This window comes from Brachybacterium sp. 107, from assembly GCF_052379725.1.
Taxonomy (GTDB): domain Bacteria; phylum Actinomycetota; class Actinomycetes; order Actinomycetales; family Dermabacteraceae; genus Brachybacterium.
The window spans coordinates 17,297-31,691 of sequence record NZ_JBQSYW010000015.1 but is presented as its reverse complement, the minus strand read 5'-3'; the positions used below and the strand labels follow the sequence as shown (position 1 = coordinate 31,691).

The window sequence follows — 14,395 nt, the reverse complement described above, 5'->3', positions numbered from 1 at the left end:
AGCAACATGCTCTCCATCGGAGTGGACATCGGGGGCACCAAGATCGCGGCTGGCGTGGTCGACGAGGACGGTGGGATCATCGCCGCGACGACGCGGAGCACCCCGGCCACGGATGCTGAGCTGATCGAGGCCGGAGTGGCTGACGCCGTGGCAGAGCTGCGCGCGGAGCATGAGGTCGTCGGGGTGGGCGTCGGTGCGGCGGGCTTCGTCAGCGCCGACCGCCGCACGGTCCGGTTCGCCGCGAACCTCGCGTGGCGCCAGCGCCCCCTGGCCGACGAGCTCGAACGGCTGACCGGGCTCCCCGTGGTCGTCGAGAACGACGCGAACGCGGCCGGGTGGGCCGAATATCGCTTCGGGGCCGCGACCGAGGCCAAGCACATGCTGATGGTCACCCTCGGTACCGGCCTGGGCGGCGCGATCGTCCTGGACGGGCAGCTGATCCGCGGTGGCGACGGGTTCGCCGGAGAGGTCGCGCACATGACCGCGGTCCCGGACGGCCAGTGGTGCGGATGCGGTCGCAAGGGCTGCCTCGAGCAGTACACCTCAGGGACAGCGCTGGTGCGCACCGCCAAGCGCCGCGCAGCGGCGGGGGACCCCGTGATGGGCCCTCTCGTGCAGGCGGCCGGCGGTGCGAAGAAGGAGATCGACGGGCCGTTGATCACGCGGGTCGCGCAGCAGGGGGACCCCGGCGCGCAGGAGCTGATCGCCGAGCTCGGCACGTGGCTCGGGCTCGGCATGGCGTCGATCTCCTCGCTGCTGGACCCCGAGGTCATCGTCGTCGGCGGCGGTGTCGCAGCCGCCGGGGAGATGCTGCTGGCCCCGGCGAGGGAGGCGTACGCCGCCAACCTGACGGCGCGCACCCATCGCACGCTGGCTCCGTTCGTCCTGGCGAGCATGGGGAATCGGGCCGGCATCGTCGGCGCGGCGGATCTCGCACGCTGACACGGCCTCCGCCTCGTCCTCTGTCCCCGCCACTGCTGCTGGCGGGGGCGGCGCCGGCCGGGCCCCGCTCGCGGAGGAGCGAGCAGGCAGGCGCAGAAATGTTGGCGCCGATCTGTGGGAACAGTGCAGTTAGCACGGACCTGCTGGAACAGTGCTCCTAGAGCTCGGCGCCGTCGTCGTCCCCGTGTCGCGAGCGCGGGACCCGCAGCAGCAAGGAGATGACCCCTCCCAGCGCAGCCAGCCCGCCCAGCCAGCCCAGGATGCCGGGCAGGACCGAGAACATGGGGACGATGACCAGCAGCAGGAAGCCGCCGATGAGGGCTGTCCAGGACCACAGCGACGCCGAGGTCGGCTGCGGGAAATCGGGGTCCGGGGGCTCGAAGTCCCCGTAGAGGACCTCGTCGTCGTCCAGCTCGCGAGGCCGCGGCGCGTCGCGCGGACCGGCGACGGGCTCGGGCGGGCGGGCCGAGGGATGTGCGGCGCGGGCCCGGGCGCGGGACTCGGCGCTCGGTGGCTCCGGCGGGGACTCTGCGCTGTAGGACCACAGGTCGTCACCGGCGGCGTCGTCCGTGGGATCCGGCGTACGCGCCGCGGGCTCATGCGGTGCCTCGCCGGGACGGAGCACCATGCCCTCGCTCTCGAGCATGCGGGCGAACTCGGCGTCGACGTCACGTGGATCGTGGGCGCTGCCCCGCTCCGGGCTCATCGCTCTTCTCCCGGACGGTGGGGGACATGCCGCTCGAGGAACTGGGCGGAGGCCTCGAAGAGACGCTGGGCGTCATGGTCCAGCGGTGCGAGGTGATAGCTGCGGGGGAGGGCGAGCCGCTCGACGCTGCCGCTCACGCCGGCCGCGACGATATCGCTGTCCGACGGAGGGACCGTGTGGTCTTCGCGCGAGGTGGCCAGCAGCAGCGGAGCCGTCACGCCGTCCAGTCCTCGTCGTGTACGACGGAAGAGCCGGCGCAGCTGGGCGACGGCGCGCAGCGGGGTCCGGTCATAGGCCTCCTCAACGGCACCCTCCCGGGCGACATCGGACCCGATGCCTGCCACCGTGGGGACCACCGGGGCCAGCAGCTCGGCGATGCCGGCCACCGGCGTCAGGGTCATGCCCGGGTTGACGGCCACGAGCGCTGCGATGCGGCCGCGGAGCTCGGGATCCTCTCCGAGTGCGAGGGTGAGAGCCCCTCCCATGGAGAGCCCGCCCACGGCGATCGGGCCGAATTCGTCGGAGAGGTCGATCGCGGCGTCGCGCACCTGCTCGTACCAGTCCTGCCAGCGGTACCTCGTGAGGTCCTGCCACGTGGTCGCATGCCCAGGGAGCAGGGGCAGCTCCACCGCCCATCCCCGGGCCGCATGATCCTCGGCCCACGGCCGCAGGGACTGCGGAGATCCGGTGAATCCATGGCACAGGAGCAACCCACCGCGCGGGTTAGAGTGACCCCGCGCGCTCCAGGGGCGGGACAGTTCGCTGAACGCCATGGGTACATCGTCGCACCCGCGCGCGCATGCTTCATCCCCGTTCCCCCCTAGCCGCCCGATCGGACGTCGCTCTCCCGCGCATCCACGAGGAGTCCGCTGTGCTGTACGAGCTCGCCAAACCGGTGGTCATGGCCATCTCCCGCCTGCTGTGGAACCCCGCGATCACCGGAGCGGAGAATGTCCCCGAGAGGGGGCCGGTCATCCTCGCCTCGAACCATCTGGCGTACTGCGACACCGTGTTCCTGCCCGGGCAGCTGCGCCGGACCGTGCACTTCCTCGGCAAGTCGGACATGTTCTCCGGCAGCTCGCTCCCGCAACGGATCGGAGCGCGCATCATGCATGGACTCCATGTGATGCCCGTGGACCGCAGCGGAGGCCGCGCGGCGAGGCCGGCGATCGATGCCGGGGCGGCCGTGCTCGAGGCAGGAGGGATCCTCGGCATCTACCCCGAGGGCACCCGCAGTCCCGACGGGCGCCTCTACCGCGGCAAGACGGGAGTGGCCCGCATCGCCCTCGCGACGGGGGTGCCGATCGTGCCGGTCGCGATGCTCGGAGTGCACGAGGCCCATCGCGGGCGGAAGTACTTCCCGCGCAGACGGCCGCAGATCCGCGTGGTGATCGGCGAGCCGCTGCTGGCCCAGGAGATCGCGAGCTCCTGGGACGGCACCGACGAATCGGCACTGGTCCGCGCGATCACGGAAGCAGTCATGGATCGCATCCAGGAGATGTCCGGGCAGGAGCGCAGCGAGGAGTACTCGGCAGACGTCAAGCGGCGGCTGCGCGCCGCCGCCGGGCGCTCGGACCGGCCTCGGAGCGGCTGACGGGCCGACGAGGTGGAACCACGCGCGCAGTGTGGTCCTGCCCACTGGAACACGTCCGCTGAGCGGCCGCGCACTGCGTACCCTGAGGGGGTGACCCAGTTCAGCTCTGATGCCCCCGCCCGCGCCCACGCCTTCACCCTGTCCTCGGCCGATGACGGCCTGGCAGCGCTCGGTGCCTGGCGCGACTATCCGAGGGTCCAGCAGCCGGTATGGCCCGACGAGGACGAGCGCGCACAGGTCTTCGAGGATCTGCGCTCGGCTCCGCCGCTGGTCTTCGCCGGTGAGGTCGATGTGCTGCGCGACCGGGTCGCAGCGGCAGCCCGCGGTGAGGCCTTCCTGCTCGCCGGGGGAGACTGCGCGGAGACCTTCGCCGACTCCACCGCGGATCGCATCCGCAACAAGATCCGTACGATCCTCCAGATGTCGGCGGTCCTGACCTACGGGGCCTCCGTCCCCGTGGTGAAGATGGGCCGCATGGCGGGCCAGTTCGCCAAGCCGCGCTCCTCCGACGAGGAGACCTACGAGGGACAGACGCTCCCGACCTACCGCGGCGACGCCGTCAATGCGTACGCCTTCACGCCCGAGTCCCGCATCCCCGATCCGAAGCGGCTGTGGAAGACGTACACCACGAGCTCGGCGACCCTGAACCTGCTGCGCGCCTTCACCGGTGGCGGCTTCGCGGACCTGCGTGAGGTGCACTCCTGGAACCGCGGTTTCACCTCGGGCGCCGGCTACGACCGGTACGAGGAGCTCGCAGGTCAGGTCGACAAGGCCATTCGCTTCATGGATGCGATCGGTGCGGACTTCGACGCCCTCAAGGTCGTCGAGTTCTACGCCTCGCACGAAGCGCTGCTGCTGGACTACGAAGAGGCGCTGTCCCGGATCGATTCCCGCACCGGGGAGATCTACGGCTGCTCCGGTCACTTCCTGTGGATCGGGGAGCGGACCCGCCAGCTCGAGGGCGCCCATGTGGACTTCATGGCGCGCCTGCGCAACCCGATCGGCGTCAAGCTCGGGCCGGATGCATCGGTGGACGATGCACTGCGCCTGATCGACAAGCTCGACCCGGAGCGCGAGCCCGGCCGGCTGACGTTCATCACCCGCATGGGAGCAGGGAAGATCCGTGAGCGGCTCCCTGCGCTCGTGGAGGGCGTGCACGATTCCGGGGCGCAGGTCGCCTGGGTCACCGATCCGATGCACGGCAACACGATCACGTCGTCCAACGGATACAAGACCCGTCGGTTCGAGGACATCCTCGACGAGGTCGTCGGCTTCTTCGAGGTGCATCAGGCTCTGGGCACGATCCCGGCCGGGCTGCACATGGAGCTCACGGGTGATGACGTCACCGAGGTCCTCGGCGGCGCCGGAGAGATCGATGAAGAGGGCCTGACCCGTCGGTACGAGACGCTGGTGGATCCACGGCTGAACCATCAGCAGTCCCTCGAGCTCGCCTTCCTCGTCGCCGAGATGCTCTCCCGGCGCTGAGCGGACGCTCGCCGCGCGCGAGGTCGGAACGCCAGCCCGCGGGGTGCGGACGCTGGCTCCCGGGATGAGTCGACCTGCCCACCCCGCATGGTGTGTCGGTGAGGCGCCGCTCGACGACACGTGCTGCTGGATACCTATGGGTAACCCGCCGTCGGTCGCTTCGCCTTCGGGGGCTTCCCGTTCGAGCGCTTCCCGTTGGGGTGTTTCCCGCCCGGCCGCTTCCCGTTGGGGGGCCCGCTCGGCCCGCACCATCGGTTTCGGACTCGACCGGGCTCTGCGCGAGGTGAGTTCTGCACGAGGCGGGCTATGTCGTGCAGGTCGTGGCCCCTCTCCGTCAACGAAGGGGCGGGGCATCCACCGTCACGTGGATGCCCCGCCTCATCCTGCGCACTGGTGAGAAAGTCCTCGAGGTCAGAACACGGTGATGGTGATCGCCGAGCCCTTCTCGACCTCGGACCCTGCTGCTGCGGACTGCTCGTAGACGAGGCCGAACACCGGCTTGCCGCGATCGTGCTCCACGGTGACGGCGAATCCTGCGGCCTCGAGCGTGGCCTTCGCCTCGGCCTCGGGCTTCTGGAACACGTCGGGCACCTTCACCATCTCCGGCCCGAGCGAGGTCACGACGTTGACCGTGTCGCCGCGGTATCCGGTGCCCGACGCCGGCGACTGGGAGATGACCGATCCGGCAGGCACGCTGCTCGAGTGGGCCGATGAGCTCGTCACCGTGAATCCGGCGCTCTCCAACGCGCTGCGAGCGCTCTCACCGCTCTTGCCGGTCTGGTCGGGGATGGTGATCGGCTGTCGACCCTGGGAGACGACGACGTGCACCTCGCCACCGGCGGGCAGTGCGTCCTCCTCCTGGGATTGAGAGATGACCTCGCCCTTCGCAATGGTCTCCGAGTACTTCGGGTCGTCCTCCACCAACTCGAGACCGGCGTCCTCCACCTCGCTGCGAGCCGCCTCGAGGGTCTTGCCCTGGACATCCGGGACCGGGAAGGTCTGCACGCCCTTGGAGACCACGAGATCCACGCCCGAGCCCTTCTTGACCGTGGTCCCGGTCGAGGGGCTCGAGGAGATGACGTGGCCGGCGGGAACGGTGTCGTCGAACCGCTCCTCGGTGTGCACGGCGAGGTCGGCGGAGTCGAGTACGGCCTCGGCGTCGGTCAGCTGCGTGCCGGTGAGGATGGGAACGGTGCGATCCGCCCCAGGGCCCGTGTTGAAGTACCAATCCCCGCCGGACCATGCCCCGAGCACCAGTGCGGCCGCGAGGCACAGCGCCGCCACGACCGCGAGCGGGCGGGAACGGTGCCGTGTCCCGAGGGGCAGATGGCGGCCACGACGTCCCTTCGGGGTACGCAGCACGACGGTGCGCGAGCTGGAGTCCTCGTCGGCTGTGTCCTCAGAGCCCTCAGGGCCCCCAGAGGTTTCGGAGCCCTCAGAGCTCTCGGGGCTGCCTGCGCCGTAGGAGCCCTCTGCTGCCTCTGCGCCGTCGAGATCGGGCGTGAGCTCCGAACTTGTCTCGCCCCCTTCGCCCTCCTCGCCCCCCTCGACCTTTTCGACGGCCGACGCCTCGTCGACGAGGTGGTCGGAAACGGGAGACTTCTCGTCGCCGTTGTCGCGGTGATCGTCCTCGAGCAGTCCGGCCGGGAACGCCCGGGGGCCGCGCCGCAGTTCGGCGACGACGTCATCGAGATGGGCGGTCGGCAGCTTCACGTCCGAGGTGTCGTCGAGCTCGCGCGGGGTGGGGCGGGTGCTCAGGACCGTGGCTGGGAGGGTGTCCTGGAGCTCTCGGACCGCGCGCAGGAGATCAGCGGCGGTGGCGGGGCGCTGCTCGACCGGTCGGGCAGCGGCCCAGGTCACCAGGGAGTCGAGTTCACGAGGGATGCCGGAGGCGACGGTGGACGGTGCGGGGATGTCCTCGTGCACGTGCTGGAAGGCGATGTGGACGGGCTGCTCGCCGCGGAACGGCTGGACCCCGGTGAGCATCTCGTACAGCACTATCCCCAGGGAGTACAGGTCGCTGCGCTCGTCGCTGTGACCTCGGGTGACCACCTCGGGGCTGATGTAGGCGACGGTGCCCAGAAGCGTCGCGCTGGCGGAGGAGTTGCTCGACCCGATAGCACGGGCCAGGCCGAAATCGGCGACCTTCACGAGCCCGTCAGGGGCCATGAGGATGTTCTCGGGCTTGATGTCGCGGTGGACGATCCCGGCGGCGTGGGCGGCCACCAGGGCCTCGAGCACCTGCGCGGTGACATCGAGGGTCTCGCCGATGGTGAGACGGCCACGGTCGAGGATCCGCGCGCGGAGGGTCTCGCCCTCGACGAGCTCCATGGCGAGGTAGATGCGGTCCTCGTCGGCCCCCTGGTCGAAGACCCCGACGACGTTGCGATGCGCGAGCCTCGCGGCGGCGCGGGCCTCCCGACCGAAACGTCGACGGAAGTCCTCGTCCATCGCGAGGTGGGGATGCATGATCTTCAGGGCGACGACGCGGTCCAGCCGCTCGTCGTGGCCGCGGTGCACCGTCGCCATTCCGCCGCGCGCGATCGGCTCCTCGACCCGATAACGGTCGTCGAGGAGCAGGCTGATGCCGGGGGAAGTCGACGTCGCCGCGCTCACGTGGTCAATCTACGACGCACTGCTGCGAGGAGTTCGCACCGACACACGGCGATCGGGCTCGGGAGTGTGACGTCGGTCGGCGTGATGTCCATGGCCGATGGCGCGCTCGGGGTGCGCGCCGGTCCTCGGGCGTGGCACCCTGGTGTCGTGAATGCCCTCGATGAACTCATCCCTGACTGGCTCGCCCTCCCCGATGTGGCCCTGCACCTGGACGTGGAAGTCTCCCGCGTCCGTCGACTCGTCGACGAGGGGGAGCTCATCACCGTGCGTCGTGGTGACCCCGTCGTCCGGATGGTCCCGGCGCTGCTGCTCACGGACGAGGGCATCGCCCCGCACCTCCGCGGCACGATCACGATCCTTCGCGACGGTGGATTCGACGATGTGGAGCTGCTGACCTGGCTCTTCACCGAGGATGAGTCGCTTCCCGGTCGTCCGATCGATCAGCTGCGCATCGGTCAGCGCGGCGAGGTGCGACGTCGGGCCCAGGCGCTCGCCCTCTGACCAGCCGTCCGGCTCGACCCGTACGGGCTTCTTCTGAGCGCCTCGCGTAATCTTCCAGGTCCACGGGAGCGCCTCGCGCCTCACGTCCCGTCCACGTACGCGTGATCCCCGGGATCGCTCAGCCCGGCAGCGAGTCGACATCCGTCGCCTGCTCGGCGAGGGCTGCGAGTCCGGCCCGCCCGGGATCTCCGATGCCGGTGGCGCCGGCCAGCAGCTCGCGCGCATGCGCTGCCCGAGCACGGACCTCGTCGGCGACCGAGCGGACGGCGCCTGAGGCGACCATGAGGTGATGCACCTGCTGGATCTGCGCCGGCGACGCGTCGGAGCGGCCGATGACGCTCTCCAACAGCTCTCGCCCGGCCGCATCGGTGGCGGACTCGGTCCGCGCCAGCAGCACGGTGCGCTTGCCCTCGACGATGTCGCCGCCGATCGGTTTGCCGGTCTCGTCCTGGTCACCGATCACGCTGAGCAGGTCATCACGCAGCTGGAACGCCGTGCCGACCTCGATCGCCCAGGCGGACAGCTGGTCGAGGGAGGTGTCGTCCCCGCCCATCAGCGCCGCGCCGATCCGGACCGGCCGCAGCACCGTGTACGGAACGGTCTTCCAGCGGATCACGGACAGAGCCGCGCTCTCCGCATCGGGCGCGGAGGAGAAGCCCCCTGCTTGGTGGAGGATGTCCAGGAACTGACCGGACATGACCTCAGTGCGCAGGTCATCGAACTCCCGGCGGGCCCGGGCGGCCCTCGTCGGCTCGACATCGACAGCGGCAGCGAGCTGCTCGGCCCAGCTGAGCGCGAGATCGCCGAGCACGATCGCGAGCGCGATCCCGTAATCCTCGGACGAGCCGACGAGGCTCGCGAGCTCGTGGTCCGTCGCGGCCTCGACATGGAGGGCCGGGCGTCCCCGGCGCACGGGGGAGTGGTCGATGACGTCATCGTGCATGAGGGCGGCGGCCTGGACCAGCTCGATCGCCGCGCCGTAGCGGGCGAGCGCGTCCAGTTCGTCCTCGGTGGGCTCTCGGTGCAGAGCGGAGGCCCCTCCCCAGAAGCAGAAGCGTGGGCGCAGCAGCTTCCCTCCGTCGAGATAGCGGGCGAGGGTGTCGACCAGCTGTGCGGACTCCGGAGAGATCTCCGCGAGATGACCGCGTCGCCGTGCGAGCTCGTCGGCGGTGATCGACTCGACCCGCTCGACCAGACGTCGATCGAGCTCACGGAGGTCGGCACCGGTCAGCGGCGCTCCAGCAGAGGACATCGGTACTCCCTTTCGACGGTCCCGATGATCTTCCCACGGCGTCCTGACCGCGTGCCGCACGGGCACAGGGTCCTTTCCTCCACACGGGGTGTCCGTCCCCAACTCGGGCAGGAGGACTGCGTGGACGCGAACGGTGCACGAAGGTCGGTCCATGACGACCAACACCCCACCAGCCGGCTCCGCTCGGCGTGTCCTGCACCCCTACGACCCCTCCGAGTTCCTCGCCGAGACCAGGATCTGCCTGCGTCAGATCCCGACCGACTGCCTCATCGTGATGGGGTGCGGGGAGAGCGGGCAGCCTCCGGTGGTGACCACGTCCGAGTTGTCCGACCTCCTCGCCCCGGGCTGGGCGGACCGGCTCGAGCAGCATCTGGAGCTCCTGCTGAGCCGGGGCTGTCGTCGGGCCTCTGCCATGATCGTCGTCGGCGACGGAGACGGTGAGCTGCCCGAACCCGCCGTGGAGGAGCTCACGGTGCGGTTGTCGGCGAGGTTCCTCGCGACGGCCGCTCACCTGCTTCCGGACCCCTTTCCGCTGGAGTCCCTCTGGCTCGTCGCGAACGCGCAGTGCCGGCAGGTGATCCGGGGCGAGCCCGACGGCGACGAGGAACGCCTCCTGGTCTCACCGCCGCAGCCGCTGCGTCCCTTCCAGGAGACTCGCGCCGCTGCCGACGAGGTCCTCGTCGGACGCTCCATACCGCGGCCGCCCCGGGACGAGCCGCGGCTCGAGCTGGTGGGTCGCCACCTGCATCTCACCCGGACGGCCCTCGACGCCGCCGTCGATCCGGGGGAGCTCTTCGCCAGAGCACGGGACGCGCTGCGCAGGCTGCGCGCCGGGGCCGAGGGTCCTGCGGCTCCGCGCTTCGTGACGGACTGTGAACACATCTCGGAACTGGTGTCCGCCGTCGCCGTCGAGCGCCTGCACTGGGAGCTGCTCGCGCGCTGCGTCGATCGGGGGAACGCCGCCCCGATCGATCGGGAGCAGCTGCTGCAGATCCTCGTCCGGGACGGGTCCTGGACCCCGGATGTCGACGTCTGTGCAGGTGGCGACTGGTATGTCGCGATTCAGCAGCTGCGCGATGTCGTGGCGGCAGGATGCGCGGATCCGGCACTCCCGAACCACGGGATCGCCCGGGAGGCGTGGCGAGGGCTGACCGCGATGCTCGTCCTGCTGGCCTGGTGGAACCACCGGTTCGCGACGGCGGGCGGTCTCGTGGATGAGCTCTGGGAACGGGAACCGGCATCGACTCTGGCACCCTTGTTGGCACGTATGACCGACACGCCGATCTTTCCGGCCTGGTGGCCCAGTCCCTGACTCCGGGACGACTGGTGCGAGCCGGCCGGAGCGCAGGGAGGAGGAGCCGCCGATGACCGCACTCGGAGCTCTGCACCGGACGACGGCGACCACCTCGTCGACCCCGAGCCGACGGGCCGCGACCTCGTCCCCGGACCGACAGGTGACCGGAGAGCCCGCCCCGGATGTCCCGCCGGCCGCTTCAACGGGCGCCTGGACCGCCGCGCACGGGGCAGGGGACCGGAAGTTCATGTCCATCGGCTCTCTCGAGCTCGAGAGCGGCACGGTGCTCCAGGACGTCACCATGGCATACGAGACCTGGGGTGCCCTCGACGCGGATGGCGGCAACGCCATTCTCGTGCTGCACGCGCTCACCGGGGACTCGCACGTGCGTGGAGGCGTGAGCGCCGCGCATCCGAGTCCTGGATGGTGGGAGGACGTGGTCGGTCCCGGTCTCCCGATCGACACCGACCGTTGGTTCGTGATCGCGCCGAACATCCTCGGTGGTTGTCAGGGGAGCACCGGGCCCAGTTCCCTGGCTCCCGATGGACGTGCCTGGGGTTCCCGGTTCCCGGTGCTGACAGTGCGGGACCAGGTCGCCGCTGAACGACGTCTGCGCGACCAGCTCGAGATCGAGCGCTGGAGTCTCGTGATCGGTGGATCGATGGGCGGGATGCGAGCGGTCGAATGGGCGGTGAGCCATCCGGACGAGGTGGAGCGGCTCGCTGTCATCGCCAGCTCGGCTCGGGCGACCGCTGATCAGATCGCCTGGAACAGCGCCCAGAGCGCTGCGATCCGCGTCGACCCCGAGTTCCGGGGCGGCGACTACTACGACGTCGTCGGTGGCCAGGGTCCGCAGCTGGGACTCGGCATCGCTCGCCGCATCGCCCACACCACGTATCGCACCGCGACGGAGCTCGAGACCCGATTCGGGAATCGCCCCCAGGAGTCCGAGGACCCCTTCGACGGGGTCGGGCGTCACCAGATCACCAGCTATCTGGACCACCATGCCGGCAAGCTCGCGCGTCGCTTCGACGCGAACTCCTATCTCGTGCTCGCCCATTCGATGAGCACGCACGACGTCGGCCGGGGTCGCGGCGGGGTCGACGCGGCGCTGTCCCGGGTCAGCGCTCGTGCGCTCGTCGTGGCGATCGATTCCGATCGTCTCTTCCCTCCGTCGCTGGTGGCGGAGATGGTCGAGCACATCCCACGCTCCAGCTGGCATGTCGCGCACTCGGAGGTCGGGCACGATGCATTCCTGCTCGCCCATCCGGAGCTCGACGGGTGGATCGCGGACCTGCTCGATGGCTAAGCTGGTGGGATCAGTCGACGGCCCTCGAGCGAGGCGTCTCGAGAACCGTCCCGAGTTGGGAGCTGGCGAATGACAGTTGTCGTGGGCTACACACCATCGAGCCAGGGCATGGCTGCCCTGCGCTCTGCAGTCCGGAGCGCCAAGCGGGACAGAACGGACCTGGTCGTCGCCTATTACCAGTTCTGCGAAGCTCCGGACGGGCTCGCCGCCCCGTCGGAGGAGGACGTGCAGGACGCTCTGGCCGAGGCGGATGCGGAGGGGGTCGACGTCGTGCTGCGTCGTCGATCGCTGCCGGACATCGGTGAGTTCCTGCTGACCGTGGTCGATGAGTTCTCGGCGACCCTGCTGGTGATCGGGCTGAGGCGGAAGTCGCCCATCGGGAAGCTCAACCTCGGCGCCGCCGCACGACGTGTCGTGCTCGGAGCGCCGTGCCCCGTGCTCGCCGTGAAGGACGATGACCGGCACGCGGGCACCAGCAAGCACTCGGTCGCCTGAAGTTCGTGCCGCGCCCTTCGGGGGTGCGGCAGCAGGCGCAGCAGGAGGCGCTGCCGGGGTGCGGAGAGACGCTGCCGAGGCTTCTGGGCGCGGCCGGGAATAAGTGCTCGCGCAGGACGTTATACTTGTGAGGCTTGACGGCACCGTGCCTTCGTGCGCCGTGAACCCGGTAGACACCGGTTCGACGGTTGCCCCAGGACCCGAGCCGCGCCGAGATGACTGATCGCCCGAGTGTGGCGGTGCACCCCAGGGTCACCGCCGGAAGAAGGAACTCTGTGACCTCCTCCAAGACCGCTGAGACCGCCACCGAGACGACCGCTGAGGCGGCCGTCCCCGAGGCGGACGCGACCTCGAAGCGTTCCGCGTCGACCGCGAAGAGCACGACCGCGAAGACCGCCGGAACCCCGAGCAAGCGCACGTCCAGTACGAAGACCGCCGCGGAGCCGGCGGATGATGCCGAGGCTCCCGCCGCCGAGAAGCCTGCGGCCAAGAAGCCTGCCGCGCGCAAGCCCGCTGCGAAGAAGAAGCCCGCCGCCACGAAGGCGTCCAAGGCCGCCGCGTCGAAGGACGCGGAGGACGAGGCCGACGAAGAGGTGGAGGAGTCGGAGCCCAAGAAGGAGGCGTCGGCGGCTGACGCCAAGGTCGAGGCCTCAGGTGGCTTCATCTTCAATGCCTCGGAGGATGACGCACCTGCCCAGCAGGTCGTCACCGCTGGTGCGACCGCCGATCCGGTCAAGGACTACCTCAAGCAGATCGGCAAGGTGGCGTTGCTGAACGCCGCGCAGGAGGTCGAGCTCGCCGAGCGTATCGAGGCCGGTCTCTTCGCGGAGCAGAAGCTCAAGCGCGACGAGTCGATCGCCAAGACGAAGGCCGGCCGTGAGCTCGGGATGATCGCCGAGGACGGGCGGGCCGCCAAGGACCACCTGCTCGAGGCCAACCTCCGACTGGTGGTCTCCCTCGCCAAGCGCTACACCGGCCGCGGCATGCTGTTCCTGGACCTGATCCAGGAGGGCAACCTCGGTCTGATCCGCGCCGTGGAGAAGTTCGACTACTCCAAGGGCTACAAGTTCTCGACCTACGCGACCTGGTGGATCCGTCAGGCGATCACCCGCGCCATGGCGGACCAGGCCCGCACGATCCGCATCCCGGTGCACATGGTCGAGGTCATCAACAAGCTCGCTCGTGTCCAGCGGCAGATGCTGCAGGACCTCGGCCGGGAGCCCACCCCCGAGGAGCTCGCCAAGGAACTCGACATGACCCCGGAGAAGGTCGTCGAGGTCCAGAAGTACGGCCGCGAGCCGATCTCCCTGCACACCCCTCTGGGTGAGGACGGCGACAGCGAGTTCGGTGACCTCATCGAGGACTCCGAGGCTGTGGTCCCGGCGGATGCCGTGAGCTTCACCCTGCTGCAGGAGCAGCTGCACTCGGTGCTGGACACCCTCTCCGAGCGCGAGGCCGGAGTGGTCTCCATGCGCTTCGGTCTCGAGGACGGGCAGCCCAAGACCCTTGATGAGATCGGAAAGGTCTACGGCGTCACGCGCGAGCGGATCCGTCAGATCGAGTCCAAGACGATGTCGAAGCTGCGTCACCCCTCGCGCTCGCAGGTGCTGCGCGACTACCTCGACTGAGGGCGACCCCGCACGACCTCGACGGCCGCGCCGGGACCTGTGAACAGGTCCCGGCGCCGCCGTCGTCCGAAGGCAGTCGGTGTCTGAAGGCAGCCAGCGTCTGCGCAGAGTCGCCGTCTGGACGTACGGGCCGTCGGCGTCCGAGACCACGAGAGGGCACCCACCAGCGGTGGGTGCCCTCTCGTCTGAGGTCCGGGGTGACGTCACCCGGGCCGTGGTTCAGACGGTGATCAGTCCTCGACCGGTTCCGGCTTGGCGTGGAGCCTCTCCGTCTCGTCGATGACCTCGGAGGCGACGTCCTTGAGGGCGTCCTGGTGGGCGCGGGCGTGATGTGCACAGAACATCAGCTCGCCGCCGGCCTCCAGGAGCACCTTGACGTACGCCTGGGCGCCGCAGCGGTCGCAGCGGTCGTGTGCGGTCAGCCGGGGGGCTTCAAGAGTCAGGTTCATAGTCCTTTTCTAGCATCGGATGCGCCCCCTGGGGAGTGCTCGGGCCCGTGGTTCGCTCGGGGCGCAACGAATCTGTGAGCGGTGCCGCAATGCGCGGTTCCACGGCGCCGGGCACGTAGGATCC

Annotated in this window: 13 protein-coding genes; 8 read left to right on the top strand and 5 right to left on the bottom strand. The window is 69.9% G+C overall.

Annotated elements, in window-relative coordinates:
- Positions 1-6: 6 nt before the first annotated feature.
- On the top strand, positions 7-942 hold the full coding sequence (locus ACT3UL_RS14710) for an ROK family glucokinase (protein WP_444579028.1): 936 nt from the start codon (positions 7-9) through the stop codon (positions 940-942).
- Between the two features lie 157 nt (positions 943-1,099).
- On the opposite strand, the gene ACT3UL_RS14705 is transcribed toward ACT3UL_RS14710, so the two are convergent.
- Both ACT3UL_RS14705 and ACT3UL_RS14700 read right to left on the bottom strand, forming a co-directional pair.
- A complete protein-coding gene (locus ACT3UL_RS14705; RefSeq protein WP_444579027.1) occupies positions 1,100-1,648 on the bottom strand; it encodes a hypothetical protein in 549 nt (182 codons plus the stop codon).
- Entirely contained in the window at positions 1,645-2,421 is a 777-nt protein-coding gene (locus ACT3UL_RS14700; protein ID WP_444579026.1) for an alpha/beta hydrolase, read from the bottom strand. Before ACT3UL_RS14700 ends, ACT3UL_RS14705 begins: the two co-directional genes overlap by 4 nt.
- A 98-nt stretch (positions 2,422-2,519) precedes the next feature.
- Between ACT3UL_RS14700 and ACT3UL_RS14695 the strand changes: the two genes are divergently transcribed.
- The gene (locus tag ACT3UL_RS14695) at positions 2,520-3,242 is read left to right on the top strand and encodes a lysophospholipid acyltransferase family protein (protein WP_444579024.1); all 723 of its coding nucleotides are present in this window, start codon (positions 2,520-2,522) and stop codon (positions 3,240-3,242) included.
- Between the two features lie 90 nt (positions 3,243-3,332).
- Positions 3,333-4,727: a class II 3-deoxy-7-phosphoheptulonate synthase gene (locus ACT3UL_RS14690; protein WP_444579023.1), complete on the top strand. Its 1,395-nt coding sequence runs from the start codon at positions 3,333-3,335 to the stop codon at positions 4,725-4,727.
- A 411-nt stretch (positions 4,728-5,138) separates the two neighbouring features.
- Here the strand turns inward: ACT3UL_RS14690 and ACT3UL_RS14685 are convergent, their stop codons facing one another.
- Positions 5,139-7,343, bottom strand: coding sequence for a PASTA domain-containing protein (locus ACT3UL_RS14685; RefSeq protein ID WP_444579021.1), 2,205 nt, complete (start codon positions 7,341-7,343; stop codon positions 5,139-5,141).
- Positions 7,344-7,490: 147 nt separating this feature from the next.
- Here ACT3UL_RS14685 and ACT3UL_RS14680 point away from each other — a divergent pair, with 147 nt between their 5' ends.
- Positions 7,491-7,844 (top strand): Rv2175c family DNA-binding protein, encoded by a 354-nt coding sequence (locus ACT3UL_RS14680; RefSeq protein ID WP_444579020.1) that lies wholly within the window; start codon positions 7,491-7,493, stop codon positions 7,842-7,844.
- A gap of 118 nt (positions 7,845-7,962) precedes the next feature.
- Here the strand turns inward: ACT3UL_RS14680 and ACT3UL_RS14675 are convergent, their stop codons facing one another.
- Entirely contained in the window at positions 7,963-9,096 is a 1,134-nt protein-coding gene (locus ACT3UL_RS14675) for a polyprenyl synthetase family protein (protein ID WP_444579018.1), read from the bottom strand.
- 151 nt (positions 9,097-9,247) lie between these two features.
- Here ACT3UL_RS14675 and ACT3UL_RS14670 point away from each other — a divergent pair, with 151 nt between their 5' ends.
- The 4 genes from ACT3UL_RS14670 (at position 9,248) to ACT3UL_RS14655 (ending at position 13,822) form a co-directional block, all read left to right on the top strand.
- Positions 9,248-10,408: a hypothetical protein gene (locus tag ACT3UL_RS14670; RefSeq protein ID WP_444579017.1), complete on the top strand. Its 1,161-nt coding sequence runs from the start codon at positions 9,248-9,250 to the stop codon at positions 10,406-10,408.
- Between the two features lie 52 nt (positions 10,409-10,460).
- Positions 10,461-11,699, top strand: a complete 1,239-nt coding sequence (metX, locus tag ACT3UL_RS14665; protein WP_444579016.1) for a homoserine O-acetyltransferase MetX — start codon at positions 10,461-10,463, stop codon at positions 11,697-11,699.
- Positions 11,700-11,768: 69 nt separating this feature from the next.
- Positions 11,769-12,194 (top strand): universal stress protein, encoded by a 426-nt coding sequence (locus tag ACT3UL_RS14660; protein WP_444579015.1) that lies wholly within the window; start codon positions 11,769-11,771, stop codon positions 12,192-12,194.
- 215 nt (positions 12,195-12,409) lie between these two features.
- The gene (locus ACT3UL_RS14655) at positions 12,410-13,822 is read left to right on the top strand and encodes an RNA polymerase sigma factor (protein WP_444579014.1); all 1,413 of its coding nucleotides are present in this window, start codon (positions 12,410-12,412) and stop codon (positions 13,820-13,822) included.
- A gap of 230 nt (positions 13,823-14,052) precedes the next feature.
- Here ACT3UL_RS14655 and ACT3UL_RS14650 read toward each other — a convergent pair whose 3' ends face one another.
- A complete protein-coding gene (locus ACT3UL_RS14650) occupies positions 14,053-14,271 on the bottom strand; it encodes a DUF7455 domain-containing protein (protein WP_444579012.1) in 219 nt (72 codons plus the stop codon).
- Between the last annotated feature and the right edge of the window lie 124 nt (positions 14,272-14,395).